The sequence below is a fragment of the Vibrio sp. 03-59-1 genome (genome assembly GCF_013114135.1).
GTDB classification, from domain to species: Bacteria; Pseudomonadota; Gammaproteobacteria; order Enterobacterales; family Vibrionaceae; genus Vibrio; species Vibrio cortegadensis.
This window is the reverse complement of sequence record NZ_VTYA01000003.1, coordinates 70574-89792: the sequence shown is the minus strand read 5'-3', so window position 1 is coordinate 89792 and position 19219 is coordinate 70574. Positions and strand designations below refer to the sequence as shown.

Sequence of the window (19219 nt, the reverse complement as noted above, 5' to 3'; positions counted from 1 at the left end):
CTACCTCTTTAAGAGAGCTCATTAATGCTCTTTCTTGGTGCTCTCAGATTCAACTTTCTCTCTTTAAGCTCTAACTCTTTAAGCATCGTCAGGCTTCAGTTCTGCCAGTTGTTTAGGCTCAGTTACTGCCGCCTTGGATTTATCTCGCCCTAGCATCAATAAGCATGGGGTTAACACGAGAGTCAAAACGGTAGCAAACGCTAATCCACCGGCAATAGACGTCGCCAACTGTGACCACCACTGCGTACTCGGAGCACCAAATTCGATCTTTTGATTAATCAGATCAATATTCATCTCCAGTACCATTGGCATTAATCCCAATATGGTCGTAACGGTCGTCAGCATCACGGGCCTTAAACGCTGAACACCAGTACGTAAAATGGCATCTTGTTTGCTTAGCCCACGCTTGATCAATTGGTTAAAGGTATCAATCAATACAATATTGTTGTTAACCACAATCCCAGCAAGCGCAATCACGCCAATACCTGACATCACAATGCCAAACGGACGTTGGAAGATCAGCAACCCTATAAACACACCGACAGTAGAGAACAACACCGCACTCAAGATCAGTAACGCCTGATAGAAACTGTTGAACTGGGTAATTAGAATCAACCCCATCACCGCCAATGCAACCATGAAGGCGCTCTGTAAAAATTCAGATGAATGTTCTTGTTCTTCATTCTGGCCACGAATTTTAAATTCAACACCGCTAGGCAAATTCAACTCGGTGAGCGCTTGCTGAATTTTGGGTAGTTCAAGGGCAAGGTTATAACCTTCTTCCATATCCGCCATAATACTGATCACTCGCTGGCCATCGGTTCTATTGATGGTGTCCTGCTTATGATCTGGCACGATTTGAGCGAAATTGGTAATAGGAACAAGACCGGCAGGCGTCTTTATTCTTAATTGGTCAAAGCGTCCTATATCCCGCTTATCTTCAGGGAAGCGCACTAAGATATCGACTTCTTCTGTTGCATCATCAGGAAGATAATCTCCAATCTTGAGCCCATTAGTGACGAACTGAACGGTATTTCCCACTAATGTCGCATCAGCAGAGAAACGAGCGGCATCCCCTCTACGAATATCAATTTTCCAATCTATTCCCTCTTTACTTGAGGTATCACTAATGTTTGTAAGGGCCGGGTTATTATCAGCCCAATGACGAACTAACTTAGCCGCACCATCTAATGAATCAGGAATTCGAGCAAACATCTCTATCACTAAGTCATTTTCTACCGGAGGGCCAGCATCAGGGAATTTATACTCTATTTCAACGCCCGCGAATTGATTAGTTGTCTGTTTTAACTCATCAATAATGTCCTTCACACGGCGTCGATATTGCCAGTCCACAGGGGTGATCTGAATTTGTCCAATTTCATCATCACCTCCCGTTCGGGTATAAACGCTCTCAAACTCCTCATGATCTAACATCACCTGTTCAATTCGACTCATGATCACATCTTTCTCATCAATAGAGAGATCACCATAAGATCGCACTTTCACCGTAAAGAAAGGAGGATCCACTTCAGGGAAAAACTCCGCGCCTAAACCTGCTTTTGAATAGGTAAACCCGACACTCACCGCAAGCAATATTGAACACAGTAAGATTTTCAGAGGGTGCTTAATAGCAATTGATAACGTGTGGTAATAGAGCTTGGTCAGACCCGTAGCTTTCGAAAAATCACCATTATGTAAAGCTAACATTTTCTCTTTATTTTTTGTCGAGACATGCTGTGGCTTCCCAATCAAACTGCCTAACACCGGAATAAATAGCAGCGCCATCACAAGAGATGCCGATAAGGTGGCAATTAATGTCAATGGCAAGAACTTCATGAACTCACCCGTAATATCAGGCCAAAAAAGCAGTGGTGCAAATGCAGCAAGTGTTGTTGCCGTTGATGCAGTAATTGGCCAAGCCATTCGTTTCGCCGCATCTTGGTATGCTTCCCTCTTTGGCGTGCCTTCTTGCATTCTTCTGTCTGCAAATTCGGTCACCACAATGGCGCCATCCACCAGCATTCCAACGGCCATGATCAAAGAGAAAAGCACCACGATATTAACGGTTAACCCAAAAACAGACAGCACTAGCAAGCCAGTTAGGAATGAGCCAGGGATAGAGATACCAACAAGCAGCGCGGTTCGAACACCTAAAATCGCAATGATGACGATAACCACTAAGATGATGGCAGATAGAATATTATTTTGCAGATCATTGAGCATGATCTCGACATCTTTAGATTCATCCCAGGTGTATTTAACCAGAAGGTTACTAGGCCATTGGTCAAGCTTCTGCGCTTCAACCATCACCGCTTTGACTAACTCGACCGTCTCTATGATATTTTCGCCAGCGCGCTTTTTAATATCAAGCACCACCGCTGATTTACCATCCAGTCGAGCAAAACTTTCTGGATCGCGAAAAGCACGCCTCACGGTCGCCACATCACTAAAAGTGATCACTTGTTTACCGTCAACCTTGATTGGCAGCTCTAGTACATCTTTTAAAGAATCGAAAACTGAAGGGACTTTTACCGAGAAACGACCATAACCCGTATCAACAAATCCAGCCGCAACGACTCGGTTATTCAACGCGATAAGGTTGTAAATGTCTCCTTGGTCAAGCCCGTAGCTCTCCATCAATAGAGGATCAACAATAATCTCAACGATATCGTCACGATCCCCAGCTATATCGACTTCTAGTATTTGGCGGTAACTCTCCAGTTTATCGCTTAACTGCCTTGCTAACTGGACAATGGTTCTTTCTGGTACCGTTCCATAAAGGACAACCGATAAGATGGGCTGCTCTGACGCTAATGTCACTTCATTTACAGTAGGTTCATCACTGTCTGCGGGAAGTTTAGGTTTCGCAAGATCGACCGCATCTCGAACATCGGCCATCGCTTTACTTAGGTCGACACCAACGTTAAATTCAAGAACGACCGAAGCATGCCCTTCTGAAGCGGTGGCGGTCATCTCTTTAACACCTTCAATAGAGCGTAACTCTTGTTCAATGGGGCGAACTAAAAGACGTTCGGCATCATCTGGCGAAATGCCTTGGTGTCCTACCGACACGTAAATAATAGGTATGGTTATATCAGGACTAGACTCTTTAGGAATGGCAATATAAGTACCAATTCCAGCAATCAAAATCAGCACCAACAGCGTTAGCATGGTTCTTGCGCGAGATAAGGCGGCATCAATAATGGAATACATAGTGCCTCCTAATGTTGTTGTTCTGAGAATTCAATCGCAATCACAGAATCACCATCACGCACAAAGCCTTGTCCTATCGTAATGATATCAACCTTCTCTCCAAGCCCCGTCAACCACACGCCATCTTGTTCAGCTTTAACCAATTGGATTGGCACAAAGTGAACCATATCTTGTTGCAGAGTTTTAACGCCTAAGTTGCCTACATCATCCAAGGCGAGCATTGCAGGCGTAATTTTAATGGCAAGTTGAGATTCTAGGCTCAAGGTCACCTCTGCACTTATCCCTGCTGGGATTTTCTTATCCGTATTGGCGATGGCTATTTCGATAGGAAAAGTATTCGTTGATTCTGAAGACATACGAGAAATATAGCGAAGCTTGCCAGCGACAGTCGAACCATCGAGTAGCTTTATCCTTGCGTCTTGCTGAGCTTGAAGACTTTGGATATGTCGTTCACTGACATCGGCTTTTATCACCAGTGGATCTAAATCGATCAATGTTGCAACAGGATCGCCTACACCAACAAAATCTCCGACTTCGATATTCAATGCTTCAACCACACCACTAAAAGGGGCTCGAATTAATGTGTTACTTAAGGCGAGTTTCGCATTACTCACTGCCGCTTTAGCTTCCGTTAAAGAAGCTTGTGCAGAGGTATAGGCGACTTCACCTTGTAAACCACGACTTTTAAGTGAATCTGCTGCTTTAAATTCTTTCTGCTTTAAGCGTAACACCGCATTCGCTCGTTCAAGCTGAATGGCTAGATCGCCTTTATCGATTTGAACAATGGCTTGGCCTTTTTTAACGGCGTCACCTTTTTTGATTTTAACCTGCGTCACCTTCCCTGCAATTTCAGCACCTAAAGTCGCTTGTCGATCTGGAGCCGTACGACCGTACAGATCGATCTTTTTATCGGTAGCTTGCGCGTTGAAAGTTTGATAGACCACTTTCGCCAATGGGATGGTTTGAGATTTATTATTGCTCGGCGCTTCTTGAGCACGCAATGCACCAAGGCCAAGCCAAATGGAGAGAAAAAGAAGGAGTAGAAATGAGATGAGCCAAGGTCGCTGGGTAAAAAAGCCACCAGCACGGAAATTCAGCATATGAAGTCCTTTTTAATAAGGTCTAAAGCGTCAATACCAACACCAGCTATCTACATTTCTGGTATCAGTATTACCGCTCAAAATTTCACGCAACATCCTTAACGTAAAATTTATACAGTTATTCTATAAAGTAACTGCTGAAGGCTTCATTTGCTGTGAAGCGTTTCACTTTACCCACGATAGATATCGTCAATACGGGTATAACAAAACTCACTAGACACTAAATGATGCACCACAGCCACAAGTGGTTGTTGCATTAGGGTTATTCACAAAAAAGCGAGCCCCTTCAAGGCCTTCAGTGTAATCCACAACGCCACCAATTAAATATTGAAGGCTCATAGGATCGACAACTAAAGTAACGCCGCTATTTACAATGGTCGTGTCACCTTCATTTACGTTTTCATCAAAAGTGAAACCGTATTGGAAGCCGCTACAACCACCACCAGTAATATAAACGCGTAATTTTAATGCTGGGTTCTCTTCTTCCGCAATTAAAGTGTTTACGCGTGTTGCTGCTGCGTCTGAAAAAGACAGTGGTACATTTACTTCGCTCACGACAACCTCTCTCGTGTAATGACCCGTTAAATTGAGTATCGTAAAAACTCATGTTAACAGGTGTATCTTTTTTAATAATACCGCGATTATCTAATACCTGACTGTTTCGTTCAAGTATTCACCGATACTATTCCGCATTTCTAGCCCTTTCATTTCCTATCTACCCCTCAAATATTTTGATTAAGCGTGAAAAATGTCAGAAATTTGGCCAAAACATTTCTAGTTCGGAGTGTGATAGGTACAATGCGTGACAATTGGTCCGAACAATCAAAAGAGGATATATCATGACCAAATCATCAGAGCTGTATCAAAAAGCACAACACACCATTCCAGGTGGTGTAAATTCACCAGTTCGTGCATTTAACGGTGTTGGTGGCTCGCCAATTTTCGTAGAACGTGCTGACGGTCCGTTAATTTTTGATGCTGATGGTAAAGCATATATTGACTATGTTGGGTCTTGGGGTCCAATGATTCTTGGCCACAACCATGCTGTTATTCGTGAAGCTGTGATTAGTGCGGCTCAACGTGGTTTAAGTTTCGGAGCTCCAACCGAAATGGAAATCAACATGGCTGAATTGGTTTCTGAAATGGTTCCGTCAATGGAACAAGTGCGCATGGTGAGCTCAGGTACTGAAGCAACAATGAGTGCTATCCGTTTGGCTCGTGGCTTTACAGGCCGAGATAAAATTCTTAAGTTTGAAGGTTGTTACCACGGCCATGCAGACAGCCTACTAGTAAAAGCGGGCTCTGGCGCATTAACACTTGGCCAACCAAGCTCACCAGGCGTACCTGCTGATTTTGCAAAATACACATTAACCGCTACGTTTAATGACCTTGAATCGGTTCGCGAACTGTTTGCTGCGAATAAAGGTGAAATCTCGTGCATCATTGTTGAACCTGTTGCCGGTAACATGAACTGCATCCCGCCAGTTGAAGGCTTCCATGAAGGTCTGCGTGAAATTTGTGATCAAGAAGGTGCGTTACTGATTTTTGATGAAGTAATGACAGGCTTCCGCGTGGCTCAAGGCTGTGCTCAAGCGCATTACAACATCAAACCTGATTTAACGACTCTTGGTAAAGTCATTGGTGGCGGCATGCCAGTGGGTGCTTTCGGTGGTCGTAAAGAAGTAATGCAATATATCGCACCGACAGGTCCTGTATACCAAGCGGGTACATTGTCAGGCAACCCTGTTGCAATGGCCGCTGGTTTCGCATGTTTAACTATTCTAAAAGAAGACGGTCATGCACAACGCCTTGCTTCTAAAACAGAGCAAATCGCTTTGGGGTTAAAACAACGAGCAGACGAGCATGGTATCCCTCTACTCGTAAACTATGTAGGCGGTATGTTTGGTTTCTTCTTCACGGATCAACAGAGTGTGACTTGTTTTGATGACGTGACAAAATGCGATGTTGAACGCTTTAAACGCTTCTTCCACCTGATGTTAGAGCACGGTGTTTACCTTGCACCATCAGCTTTTGAAGCAAGCTTTACTTCGCTAGCTCATGGCTCTAAAGAAATTGAAGCCACACTAGAAGCGGCAGACCGCTGTTTTGCTATTATCGCAAAAGAAGCAAATATCGCAAAAGAAGCAGAATAACTTAATATTGAGCAGTAGAAAGGCTGAACTCAGCCTTTCTACTTATTACCAACTTTCTTTATTGCCAATTTACAGCAACAAGTATCAATAACCCCACAAGAAGCAACGAAAACCATGGAACTTTACGTTTAGGCGCTTTCTTGCTACAACCACTATCTTTCCCACAACAGCCCATAAATAAAACTCCTGATTGATCACTTTCTGCTTTAACGTCATTATAAACTTAATCAAGACTACTTTAGAGACTTAATTTTGCAGGATAAAATCAAAATTACATCTAGCCATTGGGTTATTGTTGTGGCGCTCCTCGCAGCGGCTTATGCCTGTTATTTATTGATAGAGCCTTATGTCAATTCGATTGTCATGGCCTTTATCATTTCACTGTTGATGTTCCCTATTCATAATTGGCTAGAGAAAAAACTGCCTAATAAAGCCAATATTGTTTCCCTATTATCCTGTGTCATCCTCACCTTTATAATCGTTATTCCATTACTGGCGGTTTTTGCAGCTATTGTTCAGCAGGGCTCATCCTTCTCACACAATACTTATCAGTGGGTATCTCATGGTGGTATTCAAGAGCTCTTTGCTCACCCATTAGTGGTCAAGGCTCTTGCTTTTATCAATGAGTATCTTCCTTTTGACACTATTGAACCACAATCTATTGCCCAAAAAGTTGGGGAATTCGCCACATCATTTGGTTCAAATTTGGTTGCCATTAGTGCGAGAATTCTTGGGGATGCCACCAACTTCCTAATGGATTTCTTCTTGATGCTATTTGTGCTGTTCTTTTTGCTTCGCGATCACGACAAGATCATCAGTGCGATCCGCCATATATTGCCTTTATCTCGCAGCCAAGAGGACAAACTACTCTCGGAAATCGAACAAGTCTCAAAATCCGCAGTGATGGGATCTTTTCTTACTGCCATTGCACAAGGCTTTGCTGGCGGGATAGGTATGTGGATTGCAGGGTTCCCAGGACTTTTCTGGGGAACCATGATGGGATTTGCCTCTTTCATTCCTGTCGTAGGAACGGCCTTAATTTGGATCCCTGCGGCAATTTACCTATTTTTAACCGGAGATACCACTTGGGCGATCTTCTTAACGGTATGGAGCGTTGCGATTGTCGGTTCTATTGACAATCTATTGAGACCATTCTTAATGCAAGGCAGCGCGGGGATGAATACCCTGATGATTTTCTTCTCATTACTGGGCGGGATCCAACTATTTGGCTTAATTGGTCTTATCTATGGCCCTATTATTTTCGCTATCACTATGGTGCTGTTTAATATCTATGAAGAAGAATTTAAAGACTTCTTAGATAAACAAGACAATAATTAATTCACACTCTCTCTATCCACGAGAGAGTGCTGAAGAGCATTAAAATATCTTCAAGCAAAGGGCAGATTATGCGAGAATCTGCCCTTTCGTATTTTCGCTTGCCATTAATTGAGTTCATCATGTCTGTTTATACAACACCGAGTCAAATCGCCCAACGTCAGCTTGCCTACTTTGAAGGAAAGCATGTACTTGTTGCTGGCGAAGTCGAAGATCTGTTTCCTATCGAGTTAGAAAAGCACTGTGCATCGGTGAGTGTATTCACAACTCATTATGGCTATTACCGCCAGTTAGAAGCTCACTCATCTATCTCTCGATATTTTGGTGCTGAATTTACGGCAGAAACTCCAGCCGATATGATTTTATTGTATTGGCCAAAAGCCAAAGCGGAAGCGGAATACCTTCTTGCCATGTTATTGGCGAAGCTAGGTACAGATACCGAGATCGTCGTTGTTGGCGAAAACCGCTCTGGCGTAAAAAGTATCGAAAAAATGTTCCAAGCTTATGGGCCTGTGAAAAAATACGATTCAGCTCGCCGTTGTTCGTTCTATTGGGGACAATGCACCGAACAAGTAGCCACTTTTGCACTACAAGATTGGTTCAAAACCTACACCGTCCAATACGCAGAACAGACGTTAACCGTAAAAAGTTTACCTGGTGTATTTAGTCATGGTGAATTTGATATTGGCAGTAAATTACTGCTTGATAGCCTACCAACACTTTCTGGTAAAGTTCTAGATTTTGGTTGCGGCGCAGGGGTTCTCAGTGCAGTGATGGCAAGCCAAAATCCAGATATTGAATTAGAACTCTGTGACATTAGCGCATTAGCCGTTGCCTCAAGCCAAGCGACTCTGGAAGCTAACGGATTACAAGGTCGTGTTTTTGCTTCTGATGTCTATTCAGATTGTAGCGATGACTACCAATTTATCATCAGTAATCCCCCTTTTCATTCAGGTTTAGATACCAGCTACAGCGCAACGGAAACACTGCTAGCGAAAGCTCCAACCCGCATGACACGTAAAGGTCAGCTGTTTATTGTGGCGAATAGTTTCCTCAAATACATCCCGATTATCGAGCAAGCTTTTAGTAATTGCGCGACGATAAATAAGACCACCAAATTTGCGATTTACCACGCGTCCAAATAGCTAATTGATAGAGTACAGAATAAAATCTGTGCTCTATTTTCTCTATTTTCCGTTTCATTAAGCAAAAAATGCGTCTTTGAACACGCTTTGCATCACACTTACTTGTCAAAGTAAAAAAACTCGTTAATTTCGTTAGATTAGAAACCCTTTAATCCTTCACTCTGTTTTGATTACCTCGTCAATGTTGTCAAAACCGCCACGGAAATTAACGCCTTATTTATGTTTAGGTTCTATCGAAAGCAAAAATTCAAGCGCCTTCAGAATACTTTAATGATGGCTTTTCTTGTTTTAAGTATCACACCTTTAACTGTGATTGCGGTCTTTTTTCTCCAATCTCACAGCACCGATCTTCAAGAGCAAAACACCTCACACCTCTTATCGGTTCGAGATACAAAACAACAGCAAGTCATTGATTATCTACAAGCTCAAGAATCAGAAGTGATGGGCTTTGTTCGTTCAGAACTCGCTTATGCCAGTGGTGGGCGTTTTTATGGCTTAGTGAACGCTTTTCAACGCTTAGGGATGGATATCGATCAAGCGAGAGCCCATGCTCAGCAACGATATATCAAAGGTTCAGGCAACCAAATAAAAACGTCAATCCTTCCAGAATCCAGCAGTTATGTTGGAAGCGAACGTTATCGCCTACTTCATAAACGCTATCACTCTGCTTATCTAGAATTGCTTAAACGTGCGGATTTTGATGACATTCTATTAGTAGATCTTGAAGGTAATGTCGCCTATTCCACCTATAAACATGATAACTACGGCACCAATTTACTGACAGGTCACTATAAAGACTCAAACCTTGGCATTACCTTTAAAAAACTGGCTGATGAAGTGCAATCTAAACGCAAGAGCAATGAAGATTACACCCCTGTGATTATGTCGGACTTTTTAATTGAGAACGGAAAACAGGTAGCGTGGTTAGGTGCGCCAATTGTTCAGCAAGGGTACCTACACAGCTACGCAATGTTGCGCCTACCAAGCAATGGCATTACAAAGTTAATCACGGATATTAATAAAACCTCCTCAATGCAAACCCTATTGGTTGGCAGTGATCACCTACCCAGAACCCTCGCGCATAGCCAAGACGACATCAACACCAGTTTAAAAGTTGTTGATAAGGCGTTAAGCGGAATCACGGGGGTCGGTAGCTATATCAATGCTAAGGGCGAAAGCACCATTGCCGCTTATGCTCCTATCGCACTGAAAAGTAGTACTTGGGCACTGGTGGTTGAACTGCCTGAAAATGAAGCTTACGCCCGAATTCAGCAGCTCGAAAAACTCTTCGTGCTTGTCATGCTGACCGCGATTATTTTAGTTTTTATCGCCTCTCACTATTTATCCAACTTCATCACTTCCCCACTTTTAAAGCTCACTTGGGCAGCAGAAAAAGTGTCCGCGGGAGATCTCGATGAGAATGTCATCAATACCGACCGTAAAGATGAAATTGGACGTTTAGCCATCAGCTTCTCCCGTATGCAACGTTCCATTCGAGAAAAAATTCAACTCATTGAAAGTCAAAACAAGGAACTTGAGCAAAACCTGAAGTTGATCCAAAAACAAAATGACGATCTACAACTGGCGAATAAACTCAAAGATGAATTCTTAGCAACCACTTCACATGAATTACGAACACCACTGCACGGAATGGTGGGCATTGCCGAAGCTCTCATTTCAGGTGCGAATGGACCGATCCCTGCCCATCAGAAATATCAGCTCGACATTATCATTAACAGTGGTCAGCGACTTGCGACATTAGTCGACGACCTACTGGACTACCATAAAATGCGCTACGGCAGCTTGGACATTCAAAAGTCAGCCGTTGATATTTCTAGTGCGACCCGTTTGGTGTTGGAACTGTCCAATCACTTACTCGGCAATAAACCCATTCGCATCATTAACCAAATCACCACCAACGTTGCTTTCGTTTCTGCGGACCCTCAGCGATTGGAACAAATCCTATATAACTTAATTGGTAATGCCATTAAATATACCTCTGAAGGCAAGATTGTTATCTCTGCCAACATTGTCGATGACTCAGTTCGAGTGCAAGTGGTCGATACTGGCCAAGGCATTCCTGCAGAATATTTAGAGCATATTTTTGAACCCTTAATTCAAGCAGGGCAAGATGCAGGACGCTATCGTCAAGGTGCCGGTTTAGGGCTATCCATCACTCGTCAACTCATTGAGTTAATGGGTGGTGCTCTGTATGTGAGTAGCCAACCTATGGTAGGAACCACATTTAGTTTCACTCTGCCCATCGCGAATGAAGAAGAGATTGCCTCATCTTATAACATAACATCGCTCAACCACTTTAAGGCTCCCGATGCCTTTGATGTCATAGAGGGTGAAAGTACCGCACTGCCTGAAAATAGCGATGGACCTCTGCTTATTGTCGCCGACGATGAGCCTGTTAACTTACATGTCCTCGATAGTTTCTTACGCCTTGAAGGCTATCGTGTTCGCACCGCTAATAATGGGCCAGAAACTATTGAACTGATTAAACAGGAGAAGCCTGAGTTATTACTATTAGATGTCATGATGCCAGGAATGAGTGGCTACCAGGTGTGCGAAAAATTAAGAGAAGAGTACGATCATGCCGAGCTTCCTATTTTAATGTTAACCGCCCTAAACCAAACGGAGGACCGCATTCGAGGCTTCCAAGCTGGTGCTAATGATTATTTGTCTAAACCTTTCAACAAACAGGAGCTTGCTGCTCGAATTATTGCCCATTTAACGGCCAGCAAAGCCGAGCTCCGCCGAATTGAAAATGATCAATTACAGTTAGAGTTAAAACACCGCGCAATGGTCGAAGCGAACTTACTAGAAACTCAAGGCCGCTTGCTTGAACAACTAGAATCAGCTCCAGAAGCTATTATCTGCATTCGAGATGACATGCGTATTCGCTTTGCCAATGACGCGGCATCGAAGCTATTTAGACGCTCTCAAGAACAACTTAAACGCTCAATGGCCGATGAAATCATTGCTCCAAAATACCTTAATGTGACGCAAGAGCATTATTGTGGAGACGTCGATATCTACGTTGAAGACATTCGACAGCATATCTCTACTGATATTCTTAAATTAGCAAAAGGCTCCGGTTTGCATGCCATGTATATATTTAACATTGGGGGCGGTGTTAATGCGGCACGTATCAATAACCTAGAGACAGCAGTAGAAGCACTATCAAGTTACGCTTTTGAAGGCGATAAAAATAAACTTCAGCAACTTAAAGAGCTTGGCGGTGAATTTACTCGCCTTGCGGATAAAGCTGTGGGTGAAGGAATGAACAAGCAAGATTTAATGCGTGAAATCTTAGTGGATGCAATGACCAACGCACTCGACTACTGGGAGAGAGTCACCGATCAGTCTAAATTTGCATTCGCCGAACAGAGTGGTCTATGGCGCGTCTATTTAGACAGAAGCACTCTACAAACCCGCACCTTGGACAAATACCTACGAGTCGAAACCCTGCCGAAAACGCCTCGCTGGCGAACGGTATTAAGCTCAATTGAGTTTATATTAGAACATTGCAAAGAGCAGAGCCCAGAACGAGCTCATATTGAAGTGCTACGCGATAAACTACAAAAGCTGTTAACGAGTTAACTCGCTCTATTTAGGAATAAAGCCTGCATTAAACATGCAGGTTTTTTTTATCTTTAACACTCGACAATGACCTACCCTCCCATTTTTACTCTTATGAAAGTTGGTTGTTTCTCTTCATAAAAAAAGAACCATAAGCCACAATAATTCCGACCAAATTGATACAAAAATCACCGATAGTTTCCATAGAACATCATCAGTTATCTCACTTTGCGAACTTAATCACAACAGAACGGCAGATTTAAATTCACGCGATAAATTAACGTAGAACCACTGCGTGACCGAGATCTACGTTAATTAACCCAAAGGTTAAAACATTACATTTAAAACCCTAAAAGGTAAGTAACCACTAACTTTATAAGTGTTCAAAAATGGATTTGCGAGTCAGATCAACCGCGAAAAATCGCTTCATTATTAAACAAACAATGAATTTTTAACGTTTATGACGGAGTTGATTGCTGATTTGACGTTTTTAACGGGAATGGTATTTGATTATTCACTCGATAAAGTGTCTTCTAGTTACGTCTTAGACCTACAGGCCAATCTTTTTCAAACATGCTCCTTTATAACAGGAGGTAAAAAAGAGGTAGGTCTTGGAGAGTGTTAATCAATTGATGACATTCCAATCCATTAGTGAAATGAAAGCAAATAGTAAGGAACAGCTATGCTTGCCAATATTAAAAAAACAGCACTTGCAACAGCCATTATTGCGACAGCTACTACAGGTTTCGCCTCAGTAGCGACAGCCGCTGAACGCAGTGAACTGACTATCCACCCGAAGGAATTTACGACTTTCGTACGTAACTTTAACCCGTACCTAGGTGCAACTAACCTTCATACAACAACAGACTTCTTATATGAGCCTCTTGTTGTGTTTAACGAAATGCACGGTAATACTCCGGTATTCCGTTTGGCAGAAAACTTCAAAATGTCTGACGACCTAATGAGCGTCGTTTTTGATATCCGTAAAGGCGTAAAATGGTCTGACGGTGAAGCATTTACTGCAAACGATGTTATCTTCTCTTTCAACTTAGTAAAAGAGAAACCAGAGCTAGACCAAAGCGGCATCAACTCTTGGGTTTCTAGTGTAGAAAAACTCAATGACTACCAAGTTCGTTTCCGCCTAAAAGAAGCGAACTCAAACGTTCCTTACGAAATTGCTAAAGTACCAGTAGTTCCTAAACACGTATGGAAAGACATCAAAGATCCAGCAAGTTTCACCAATGAAAACCCTGTTGGTTCAGGTCCATTTACAGAAATTGACACTTTCACAGCTCAACTATACATCCAGTGTGCTAACCCGAACTACTGGGATGCAGACAACCTAGATGTTGATTGTCTACGTGTTCCACAAATTGCCAATAACGACCAATTCTTAGGAAAAGTAGTCAACTCTGAAATGGACTGGACTTCATCGTTCGTTCCAGACATTGACCGTACTTACGCAGCAGCAAGTCCTAAGCACCACTACTGGTACCCGCCTTCAGGCACTCAAGCATTTGTGGTTAACTTCAAAAACCCAGATGCAGCGAAAAATGAAGCACTGAACAACGTTGATTTCCGTCGTGCATTCTCTATGGCACTTGATCGTCAAACTATCATCGACATCGCATTCTACGGTGGCGGTACCGTAAATGACTTCGCATCTGGCCTAGGCTACGCATTCGAAGCATGGTCTGATGAAAAGACTCACAACAAATACAAAGGCTTTAACACATACAACGCTGAAGGCGCTAAGCAACTTCTTGCTAAAGCTGGCTTCAAAGATGTAAACAAAGATGGTTTTGTTGATACTCCAACAGGTAAATCTTTCGAGCTGATGATTCAGTCGCCAAATGGCTGGACTGATTTTAACAACACCGTTCAACTAGCAGTAGAGCAACTGAATGAAATCGGCATCAAAGCGAAAGCTCGTACGCCTGATTTCTCAGTATACAACCAAGCGATGCTTGAAGGTACGTACGACGTAGCATACACAAACTACTTCCACGGTGCGGATCCTTACACTTACTGGAACAGTGCATACAACTCAGCACTTCAGTCTGGTGATGGTATGCCTCGTTTCGCGATGCACTACTACACAAACAGCAAGCTAGATGGCCTGTTAAACAGCTTCTACAAAACAGCGGATAAAAATGAGCAGCTAGATATTGCTCATGGCATTCAGAAAATCATCGCTTCTGACCAAGTAACGATTCCTGTGATGTCTGGTGCTTACATGTACCAATACAACACAACTCGCTTTACTGGTTGGTGGAATGAAGAAAATCCTAAGGGCCGTCCAAACATTTGGGCTGGTATCCCAGAGCGTCTACTTCACGTACTGGACCTAAAACCAGTGAAATAAGTAATCGTTCAATCCTTGCGGTGTGCTTCCGTACACCGCTTATAAATCCCCACACTCTCAATTGAAAGTATGACGCTCGTCGTCAGGGGATTTTTCGTTCCAAATTTCGCTAGGGACGACCTGAAACCAAGAGCAGGGATAAAATACTTGGGTGAGTAAGGTGTAAGTTATGGGTTATTTTTTAAGACGTTTGTCATTTTATTTTATCGCGCTGTTAGTCGCAGCTACTTTGAATTTTATTATTCCACGAGCAATGCCTGGTGACCCAGTTACCATGATGTTTGCGAACGCTTCTGTTCAAGTAACACCTGAACGTATTGAAGCAATGAAACAACTATTAGGCTTCGTTGATGGTCCTATTTGGATGCAATACTTTGCCTATATGAAAAACATTCTCAGCTGGGAGCTTGGTACTTCAATCCAATTCTATCCGCTGTCAGTAAATACCTTATTAGGTGGTGCATTTGGCTGGTCTCTATTCCTAGCGGGTACAGCTGTAATCTTATCGTTCTCTTTAGGTTCTGTACTGGGTATTTTTGCTGCATGGCGTCGTGGTAGCCGGTACGACACATTTATCACGCCAGGTACGCTCATTGTTCAAGCCGTTCCACAAGTAGTTATAGCCATGCTAGCCATGTTCACTTTTGCCATCGGTTTAAAGTGGTTCCCTACAGGCTACGCCTACACAGCAGGAACCATTCCTGATTGGACAAGCTGGGCATTCATTAAAGACGTTGCTTACCATGCATTTCTACCTCTAGTTTGTGCCTCTATCGTTCAAGTGGGTGGCTTTCTCGTCAACATGCGTAACAACATGATTAACCTACTTGCTGAAGACTATATCACCATGGCAAAAGGTAAAGGTCTTAGTGAGAACCGCGTGGTATTTAACTACGCAGCTCGTAACGCAATGCTTCCAAGTGTTACCGCTCTCTCTATGTCTCTAGGTATGGCCATCGGTGGGCAGTTAATCATTGAAATCATCTTTAACTACCCAGGATTAGGCAGCGTACTTTTCAATGCCATCACCGCTCGTGATTACCAAGTACTACAAGGTCAATTACTTATTATGACGTTGTTTATGCTGTTCTTTAACCTACTCGCAGACATGCTTTACGTTGTCTTAGACCCTCGTCTACGTAAGGGAGGTAAATAATCATGAAAGGCATTATTAAATTAATTGGGGGCAACCCTATGGCCCTCATTGGAGTATCCATTTTAAGTGTATTCCTATTCATCGCACTGGCAGCACCGTTGATCACTAAACACGCACCAGACAAGCGAACAGGTAACCCTCATGAGTACCCAAGCTTTGTCGTAAAGTCTGCTCAATCTAACCCTGATGGATGGGTTGCTGAAAACTTAGCCGACGATCGCCGCACACTGATCATGTCTAAGAAAGCGGATCATGTCATGGGAACCTCTCGAATGGGTCGTGATATTTGGTCTCAAGTGGTATACGGAGCACGCGTCTCTCTTGCTGTTGGTTTTGGTGCTGGTTTAACCGTGTGTTTCCTAGCAACCATTATCGGTGTATCAGCGGGTTACTTCGGAGGCAAAGTCGATGATGTATTAACCGCGGCAATGAACATCATGCTGGTTATCCCTCAATATCCACTTCTCTTTGTGGTTGCAGCATTCATTGGGGAGGCAGGGCCATTAACCATAGCATTGATTATCGGTTGTACCTCCTGGGCATGGGGCGCACGTGTGGTTCGCTCGCAAACTTTAGCTTTACGTGAAAAAGAGTTTGTTAAAGCGGCCGAAGTATTAGGTGAATCCTCTTTCCGCATCATCTTTGTTGAGATTTTGCCAAACCTAATTTCAATTGTTGGTGCGAGCTTCATCGGCTCCGTGATGTACGCCATCATGATGGAAGCGACCATATCATTCCTTGGTCTGGGTGATCCAAACACTATTAGCTGGGGCATCATGCTTTACAACGTACAAACTTCATCATCAATGCTTATCGGCGCTTGGTGGGAACTCATTGCTCCATGTGTTGCGATTACTTTACTGGTCACAGGCTTAGCTCTACTTAACTTTGCTGTTGATGAAATCGCAAACCCACAACTGCGTTCACACAAAGGTATGAAGCGTTGGAAAAAGCTTGCTAAACAAGACAAATCTGAACGAGCACCTGTTTTACCACCACAAAATGCACTTTGGAGCGGAGATAAATAATCATGTCTGAACCACTAATTTCAATCCGCAATTTATGCGTCGATTACATCACAGACGCGGGCGATGTCCGCGCATGTAACAACGTGAGTTTTGACCTTGCTCCAGGTGAAGTATTTGGTCTTGCTGGTGAGTCTGGCTGTGGTAAATCCACTGTCGCGTTTTCGCTAATGCGCTTACATAAGCCGCCTGCATTCATTACTGGTGGGGAAGTGATATTCAATGGCGAAAACATCCTAGAGTACAGTGACGAACGCATGCAATCATTCCGTTGGAGTGAGATGTCAATGGTGTTCCAAAGCGCAATGAATGCTTTGAACCCTGTACTACCAATGGAAGAGCAATTTTGCGATGTGATCATGCGTCATACCAATATGACTCGTGAACAAGCGGTTAAACGCGCTCAAGGACTACTTGAAATTGTTGATATTCACCCTAGCCGTCTCACGGATTATCCTCACCAATTCTCAGGTGGTATGCGTCAGCGCTTAGTGATTGCTATCGCTCTCGCACTTAACCCAAAAATGATCATCATGGATGAGCCAACAACCGCTCTTGATGTGGTTGTTCAACGTGAAATTCTACAAAAAATTTATGCGCTAAAAGAAGAGTTCGGATTCTCAATTCTATTTATTACTCATGACCTCTCTTTGATGGTCGAGTTCTCAGATCGAATTGGCATTATGTACTCAGGAGAACTCATTGAAGTTGCCCCTTCAAAAGAGATTCTAGAAAGCCCTTACCACCCTTACACCAAAGGGCTGGGGAGTTCTTTCCCTCCACTTACTGGACCTAAAACTAAACTAGCCGGCATTCCTGGTAATCCACTTAACTTACTAGAGATCCCACAGGGTTGTCGTTTTCAATCTCGCTGTAATCGCGTTCATGAAGCGTGCACAAAAGTGCCGACAACATTACGTCAAATTGAGCATGGCCGTTTATCCAACTGCCACCTTTACGGTGACTCAATTGCTCAGACAAAAGTTTAAATCCAATCCTCTTGCAGTAGCAAAATAGCGATTGGCAGTAATAAAAGAATTTCTGGAGACAATTATGAGTAACGATTTTGGTCAACTGCTCGTGGAAGGCAAAAACGTCATTAAAGACTTCCCAATTAGTAGTAATGCCCTTCAACAACCAATGATGCGAGCGATCAACGACGTATCGTTCAAGATGTATAAAAGCCGTGGTTTGGCCGTTGTGGGAGAATCTGGTTCAGGTAAATCGACCACAGCAAAAATGATTGCGAAAATGTACGCACCATCTGGCGGCAACATAGAATATAAAGGCCGTGACATTCAAGAGATCACTAGCCGAAAAGATTTAATGCACTACCGCGAAGGGGTTCAAATGGTATGGCAAGACCCATTTGGCTCATTGAACCCTACGCACAATATTTTTCACCACATTGCGCGACCACTGTTGATCCATAAAAAGATCAACCCAGGTAACAAAAAAGAGCTAGAAGAGCGTGTATATGACCTTCTAGAGCAAGTTGGCTTGATCCCACCGAAAGAGACGGCGGAAAAATACCCGCACCAACTTTCAGGAGGCCAACGTCAGCGTGTCAATTTAGCCCGAAATATTGCCGTCGGGGCGGAAGTGGTACTCGCTGATGAACCAACCTCAATGCTTGATGTTTCGATTCGTGCGGGTGTGTTGAACTTAATGGAAGAGATGAAGTTCGAGAAACAGATGTCTCTACTTTATATCACTCACGATATCGCCACGGCTCGTTATATAGCGGAAGACCTTTCGGTCATGTATGTCGGCCATATGGTTGAATGGGGTGATACTGATGAAGTCATTGCTAACCCTCAACATCCCTATACCCAACTGCTTGTTTCTGCGGTACCGGATCCTAAAAAATCGATCCATACCAAGTTAAAAGGAAACAAAGGCGAAATCCCACTATGGACACCAAACTCCATCGGTTGTCCTTTTGCTGGGCGCTGTGCTCATGCAATGGATAAGTGTAGAGAGCAGTTACCGAGTGTTACTCAATTAGGTCCGAATCACTTTACTCGCTGTTACTTACACGAAAGTTAATCGCAAACGTTGATTCACAGATGATCAATCAGGAGCGGCTCTTGAACTGCCTCAGGAGTTGCTCCACCAAAAATAAAATGAATGTCATAC

12 protein-coding genes are annotated in these 19219 nt (G+C 43.2%); 9 read left to right on the top strand and 3 right to left on the bottom strand.

Going from position 1 to position 19219, the window contains the following annotated elements; genetic code table 11:
* Positions 1–78: 78 nt before the first annotated feature.
* The 3 genes from F0249_RS03865 to erpA form a co-directional block, all read right to left on the bottom strand.
* Positions 79–3213, bottom strand: a complete 3135-nt coding sequence (locus tag F0249_RS03865) for an efflux RND transporter permease subunit (protein ID WP_171755933.1) — start codon at positions 3211–3213, stop codon at positions 79–81.
* Positions 3214–3221: 8 nt separating this feature from the next.
* Positions 3222–4313 carry an efflux RND transporter periplasmic adaptor subunit gene (locus tag F0249_RS03860; RefSeq protein ID WP_171755932.1) on the bottom strand — a complete coding sequence of 364 codons (1092 nt, stop codon included), beginning with the start codon at positions 4311–4313 and terminating at the stop codon, positions 3222–3224.
* A gap of 213 nt (positions 4314–4526) precedes the next feature.
* A complete protein-coding gene (gene erpA, locus F0249_RS03855) occupies positions 4527–4868 on the bottom strand; it encodes an iron-sulfur cluster insertion protein ErpA (RefSeq protein WP_017054122.1) in 342 nt (113 codons plus the stop codon).
* A 284-nt stretch (positions 4869–5152) separates the two neighbouring features.
* On the opposite strand from erpA, the gene hemL reads away from it, so the two are divergent.
* The 9 genes from hemL to F0249_RS03810 all read left to right on the top strand — a co-directional run bounded on the left by hemL (position 5153) and on the right by F0249_RS03810 (position 19129).
* Positions 5153–6466: a glutamate-1-semialdehyde 2,1-aminomutase gene (hemL, locus tag F0249_RS03850; protein ID WP_017054123.1), complete on the top strand. Its 1314-nt coding sequence runs from the start codon at positions 5153–5155 to the stop codon at positions 6464–6466.
* Positions 6467–6718: 252 nt separating this feature from the next.
* Positions 6719–7804, top strand: coding sequence for an AI-2E family transporter (locus F0249_RS03845; RefSeq protein WP_017054125.1), 1086 nt, complete (start codon positions 6719–6721; stop codon positions 7802–7804).
* A 119-nt stretch (positions 7805–7923) separates the two neighbouring features.
* Positions 7924–8946 (top strand): 16S rRNA (guanine(1207)-N(2))-methyltransferase RsmC, encoded by a 1023-nt coding sequence (gene rsmC / locus F0249_RS03840; protein ID WP_171755931.1) that lies wholly within the window; start codon positions 7924–7926, stop codon positions 8944–8946.
* Positions 8947–9165: 219 nt separating this feature from the next.
* Complete coding sequence (locus F0249_RS03835) at positions 9166–12555, top strand: response regulator (RefSeq protein WP_171755930.1); 3390 nt, start codon at positions 9166–9168, stop codon at positions 12553–12555.
* Between the two features lie 661 nt (positions 12556–13216).
* Entirely contained in the window at positions 13217–14899 is a 1683-nt protein-coding gene (locus F0249_RS03830) for an ABC transporter substrate-binding protein (RefSeq protein WP_113799208.1), read from the top strand.
* Between the two features lie 169 nt (positions 14900–15068).
* Entirely contained in the window at positions 15069–16055 is a 987-nt protein-coding gene (locus F0249_RS03825) for an ABC transporter permease (protein ID WP_113799210.1), read from the top strand.
* 2 nt (positions 16056–16057) lie between these two features.
* Positions 16058–17083, top strand: a complete 1026-nt coding sequence (locus tag F0249_RS03820) for an ABC transporter permease (RefSeq protein ID WP_113799212.1) — start codon at positions 16058–16060, stop codon at positions 17081–17083.
* Positions 17084–17085: 2 nt separating this feature from the next.
* Entirely contained in the window at positions 17086–18069 is a 984-nt protein-coding gene (locus F0249_RS03815; protein WP_113799214.1) for an ABC transporter ATP-binding protein, read from the top strand.
* 64 nt (positions 18070–18133) lie between these two features.
* Entirely contained in the window at positions 18134–19129 is a 996-nt protein-coding gene (locus F0249_RS03810; protein WP_113799216.1) for an ABC transporter ATP-binding protein, read from the top strand.
* Positions 19130–19219: the final 90 nt, after the last annotated feature.

Coding starts and splice junctions, on each gene's coding strand:
- F0249_RS03820 (WP_113799212.1), top strand. CDS start 16,058: ATGAAAGGCATTATTAAATTAATTGGGGGCAACCCTATGGCCCTCATT.
- F0249_RS03835 (WP_171755930.1), top strand. CDS start 9,166: ATGTTTAGGTTCTATCGAAAGCAAAAATTCAAGCGCCTTCAGAATACT.
- F0249_RS03830 (WP_113799208.1), top strand. CDS start 13,217: ATGCTTGCCAATATTAAAAAAACAGCACTTGCAACAGCCATTATTGCG.
- F0249_RS03810 (WP_113799216.1), top strand. CDS start 18,134: ATGAGTAACGATTTTGGTCAACTGCTCGTGGAAGGCAAAAACGTCATT.
- rsmC (WP_171755931.1), top strand. CDS start 7,924: ATGTCTGTTTATACAACACCGAGTCAAATCGCCCAACGTCAGCTTGCC.
- hemL (WP_017054123.1), top strand. CDS start 5,153: ATGACCAAATCATCAGAGCTGTATCAAAAAGCACAACACACCATTCCA.
- F0249_RS03815 (WP_113799214.1), top strand. CDS start 17,086: ATGTCTGAACCACTAATTTCAATCCGCAATTTATGCGTCGATTACATC.
- F0249_RS03865 (WP_171755933.1), bottom strand. CDS start 3,213: ATGTATTCCATTATTGATGCCGCCTTATCTCGCGCAAGAACCATGCTA.
- F0249_RS03825 (WP_113799210.1), top strand. CDS start 15,069: ATGGGTTATTTTTTAAGACGTTTGTCATTTTATTTTATCGCGCTGTTA.
- F0249_RS03860 (WP_171755932.1), bottom strand. CDS start 4,313: ATGCTGAATTTCCGTGCTGGTGGCTTTTTTACCCAGCGACCTTGGCTC.